Source organism: Hymenobacter latericoloratus, from assembly GCF_014199535.1.
In the GTDB taxonomy this organism is placed as follows: Bacteria; Bacteroidota; Bacteroidia; order Cytophagales; family Hymenobacteraceae; genus Hymenobacter; species Hymenobacter latericoloratus.
The window spans coordinates 1-4,398 of sequence record NZ_JACHNV010000021.1; the positions used below are offsets into that span (position 1 = coordinate 1).

The 4,398-nt window shown below is 48.3% G+C and carries 5 protein-coding genes; all 5 read right to left on the reverse strand.

The window, feature by feature from the left end; genetic code table 11:
* The coding region (locus tag GGU46_RS21795) for a hypothetical protein (protein WP_183405624.1) at nucleotides 1–200 on the reverse strand (200 nt) is incomplete at its 3' end.
* 76 nt (nucleotides 201–276) lie between these two features.
* Complete coding sequence (locus GGU46_RS21800) at nucleotides 277–984, reverse strand: hypothetical protein (protein ID WP_183405625.1); 708 nt, start codon at nucleotides 982–984, stop codon at nucleotides 277–279.
* Between the two features lie 55 nt (nucleotides 985–1,039).
* Nucleotides 1,040–1,597: a hypothetical protein gene (locus tag GGU46_RS21805; protein ID WP_183405626.1), complete on the reverse strand. Its 558-nt coding sequence runs from the start codon at nucleotides 1,595–1,597 to the stop codon at nucleotides 1,040–1,042.
* Nucleotides 1,598–2,002: 405 nt separating this feature from the next.
* The gene (locus GGU46_RS21810) at nucleotides 2,003–2,746 is read right to left on the reverse strand and encodes a porin family protein (RefSeq protein ID WP_183405627.1); all 744 of its coding nucleotides are present in this window, start codon (nucleotides 2,744–2,746) and stop codon (nucleotides 2,003–2,005) included.
* 58 nt (nucleotides 2,747–2,804) lie between these two features.
* Nucleotides 2,805–3,950, reverse strand: coding sequence for a hypothetical protein (locus GGU46_RS21815; RefSeq protein WP_183405628.1), 1,146 nt, complete (start codon nucleotides 3,948–3,950; stop codon nucleotides 2,805–2,807).
* Nucleotides 3,951–4,398 lie beyond the last annotated feature (448 nt).

Genomic DNA, 4,398 nt, shown 5'->3' on the forward strand with positions numbered 1-4,398 from the left:
CGGGCAAATACGCCCAGCCGCCACATATCCAGCGCCTCTATGCCGTAGATATGTAACAGGTACTGACCAAACTGCCGTTCGGCCGGGTTGAATTTGTAGTGGCCGTAGGAACCGAGTACGCCTACCGACCAAGCCGGGCGCTGGGCCTGGCTGGCAACAGACAAGAGCAGAAGACTCGTAAGTAGGAAAATCTTTTTCATCAGGAAAGAAGAAAGTATAACCCGCCCCGTGCCACACGTGAACACGAAGCGGGTTTTTTAACTTACTAAGGCTTGGTTACCGCTCGATAATAAGTTCACGACGCGGAATAGTAAAGCACAAGTAATCCCGTGCTTTCCAAAAAGGAAAGCCGTCGCGCCATCCACCATACTGGTCGATAGAATTCAGGTAAAAGAAAGTGGAACGGGAAAAGTCCTGCTGCCACATAATCTCGTTCTTGGTTTTATATTTAATTTCCTCCGTTAATTCTCGGGTTGTTTTAGAACTAACCGTACCGCTTGGGCCACCATTTTTACCCGGCAGGGTGACTCCCGTGGCTACTTCAAATGTGGATTTAGTTGTTTTGGTGCGCTCCGTAGCATTATCATACTCGTACACAACGAAATACTGAGTTTTCTCCGTGCGCTCCCAATTAGAGTCGAACGTGATGTACTGGTAGGTGCGGTTCTTGTCCCGGATGGTGGCACGACTCAAGTCAACACCAACGATAGCCGGGGGTTCTTTATTCAAATCTACCTGTCCACTTGCGTCTATTGATAGAAAGCCTTTGGGGCGGACAAACTTGAGTTCGGAGCCACCTGAATTGCCCGCGCCATCCCCAAATAAATCATCCAGCTGTTTCGTGAGTTGCACGTAGCCGATATGAATCTGATTGATAGTGTCTTTCACGCCCTGAGTACCGAGCGTACCCTGTACAACCTCCGTTGTATTATTGCCTTCCGTCTCATCCAGCGGTTGTACGATGAAGGTAGGGTGCTTTTGCACGTAGTTCTCATCTACCGTAACTTCAACTACTTCTTCTACGCCATCTCCATTTGTGTCAGCGTAATAGAATCCAGTAGATTCCTCCGTGCTGTTTAATGGTGCGTACGTGATGGTTGGGTTTTCTACCTCCTGGAAATCCTCTGAGTACGGAAAGTAAATATCGTCCGTCTTGTACCAGGGCATCTCCTAAACTCGTCCCACCAGTAGCCATTTGCGGTTGAGACTTAATTTGTTGCGCTTGCGGATAGCTATTACTGATCAGAGCCTGTTCAAACTTAGCCTTGAAATCTCCTAGCGGGTTGTCCTGAGCTTTGGGAGACGCTTGAGAACTGCCAAAAAGCTCTTTAAACGAAATCTGTTCGTGTTGATGTATATCGATTTCTACTTCGCGGCTCAGGGCTTTGAGCATCTGCTTATCATCATGCAAAATCTGAAGCAGGATGAGCGCTCCTTGTTTGTACCGGTCGGCTTTTGCCTGTTCTTCGATCGATAGTGTTTTCTTGACGCCATTCTCTTGGGGTTGAGGTTGCTCGTCTTCTTGGCGTTCGCACGAAGCGAGTGTACTACCTAGCGCAACCGCGATAAGTGACAAGGGCTTGTAGGGTTTGAACATGAATAAGGATGTTTGTGAATTTAATATTCACAAACATCACTACTCACTGAAGAGTAAAACAGGCAGTCCTCATCATTTTTGTGACACATGCATTAGACAATTCATAGATAATACATAAAGTACATAGTCTTTACAGCTGTATATACACTATAAAAGTCATATTCGGGCGGACGTTTTGCCTTCGTTTGTGACATTGACGAAAAGCCTGAGCGTATCCAATCATAGCTGATCCCGTACTAGATAGGTTTTCTCTACCCCAACAGCTCCTCGATATCCTCCTTGGTCAGGCTCTTGATGATGGCCTCGTCGGTGGTAATCAGGTCCGTGACCAGCTGGATTTTCTTGTTCTGCAGGGCCAGAATCTTTTCTTCTACCGTGTTCTGGGTGATAAACTTGGTGTATAACTTAATTTGCTTCTTTCTTGTCAGTTGGCCCCTTTTCCCATACCCGCGCCCCCAGCGTCAGCATCCATAAGTTGCCGGTCAGGTTGGCGCGGTACGTCGCGCCCTCGTACCGGACCTGGCCCACCACCGGCGTAAGGTTGTTTTCTCGTCTCAGGTCCAGGGATACCCGCCAGAACTCGACTCCTACCCCCACCTGGTAGCCCACCGTAACCCGGTTAAAACCCCGGTAGAAGGCTTCTTCAATCCGACGGTAGGGCGTGAACGGGCCTCGGCTGTCCCAGGTATAATTGTCGCGTAGCAACTCCCGCCGGGACATATAGCTGACTACCGGCCCCGCCAATAATCGTACGGAGGAGCGTAGGGGCCGGACCCCCAGTAAAACGGCCAGGTCGTAGCGGCGAATCCTGGCGCCAGGGCTGGAAATGGTGAAGTCCAGGCTATTGCCGGCCGGCGTCAGGTTTTCAAGCTGCGCGTGGGCATTACGCCCGGAGCGGTCCAGTTCTGCCTGCACGAACCACGGGCTAGTGGGCTTGCCTAATGACGTGCGGGCAAACACCCCGAACCGCCACATATCCAGGGGCTCAACTCCGTAAATGTGCAGTTGGTACTGACCAAACTGCCGTTCGGCCGGGTTGAATTTATAGTGACCGTAGGAGCCCAAAACGCCTGCCGACCATGCCGTACGTTGGGCAATACCAGCGTATGGCAGACAAATCAGCCCAAGCAGAGGTACAATCTTTACCATAATGTGTAGGGGCGAGATACTAACCGCCCGGCGTTGATGATGACGCCGGGCGACAGAGCTACTTAACTATTGCTCGTAGATGAGCTGCCGACGTGGCATAGTAAATTTCATCCAGCTTTGAGCTCTCCAGAAAGGAAAGCCGTCTCGCCAGTCGGCGTACTGATCCTGGGTATTTAAAAAAAAAGAAAGTAGGACGCGAGAAGTCCTGCTGCCAGATAAGCTCCTCTTTAGTTTTGTACTTGATTTCTTCAGTTAACTCCCGTGTAGTTTTGGTACCAACTGTCCCACTTGGTCCTCCACTTTTGCCTGGTAGAGTAACTCCAATGTTGGCTTCGAAAGTTGACTTGGTTGTTTTGGTACGCTCAGCAGTATTATCGTACTCGTACACCACAAAGTATTGGGTCTTCTCCGTTCGCTCCCAGTTAGAATCAAAAGTAATATACTGATAGGTGCGATTTTTATCCCGAATGGTTTTCCGACTCAAGTCAACACTGACAATAGCAGGATCCTCTTTAGTGAGGTCAACCTGACCATTCGCATCAATGCTTAAAAAGCCTTTAGGACGAACGAACCTCATTTCTGAACCTCCTGAATTACCAGCGCCATCACCAAAAAGATCGTCGCGTTGCTCCGTCACCTGTACATAGCCAATAAAAACCTGATTAATAGTATCCTTTTTTCCTTGAGTGCCTAATACAACATGCGAGCTACCCGTTTCCGTAGTGGCGGATGATTCCTTTTCGTCCAAAGGCTGCACAATGAAAGTCGGGTGCTTCTGCACATAGTTTTCATCTACTGTGACTTCCACTACTTCCTCTATGCCGTCGTTATTCGTGTCAGCGTAGTAGTAACCTGTAGACTCTGTTGTATTATCTAACGGAGCGTACGTAACAGTGGGGTTATCTACAATTCCAAAATCCCCTGAATAAGGAAAATAAACATTCACTCCCTCTTGGATAAGGGCCGCTTCAAGCTCAGTGACCTGACTGATGCCACGCGCAGCTGTTCCGGATTTGGCTGCAAACTCAGCTGCGTGTGGGTAATCGTTAGTAGAAAATACTTTTTCAAACTTGGACTTAAAGCTACTCAATAAGCTGCTTTGGCCCCTCTGAGCAACTTTTGAAGCATCAAAAAGCTCCTGAAATCCAATCTGCTCATGCTGGTACTTATCAACTTCCAACTCTTTACTCAACGCAGTGAGCATTTGTTTGTCATCATAAGTAATCTTTAATAAGAGGAGAGCAGCTTGTTGATAACGCGTTGCTTTCGCTTTTTCCTCCGCCGATAACTCCTTCTTTCGGACAGGAGCCTTAACTGGTTTAGGCTGTTCGATATCCTACTGTTTGCAAGAGGTAAGAGTGCCGCTTAAAGCAGTTACGGCAGCAAGTAGTAATGGTCTGTAAAGTTTAAACATGATGGATTGTTTGTGAGTAGATCGTGCACAAACAACCATCTTTTCAAGGAGCTATAATAGGCCACTCATACGGGTATTGTGACATGGCATTGTTTGATAAGCCAAGCATTTGATAAGTGCTTGGCTTTTTCCTACCCCAACAGCTCCTCGATATCCTCCTTGGTCAGGCTCTTGATGATGGCCTCGTCGGTGGTAATCAGGTCCGTGACCAGCTGGATTTTCTTGTTCTGCAGGGCCA

Excerpts from the sequence above, each read along its gene's own strand:
- GGU46_RS21805 (WP_183405626.1), bottom strand. The coding sequence starts at position 1,597 with ATGTTCAAACCCTACAAGCCCTTGTCACTTATCGCGGTTGCGCTAGGT.
- GGU46_RS21815 (WP_183405628.1), bottom strand. The coding sequence starts at position 3,950 with ATGCTCACTGCGTTGAGTAAAGAGTTGGAAGTTGATAAGTACCAGCAT.
- GGU46_RS21810 (WP_183405627.1), bottom strand. The coding sequence starts at position 2,746 with ATGGTAAAGATTGTACCTCTGCTTGGGCTGATTTGTCTGCCATACGCT.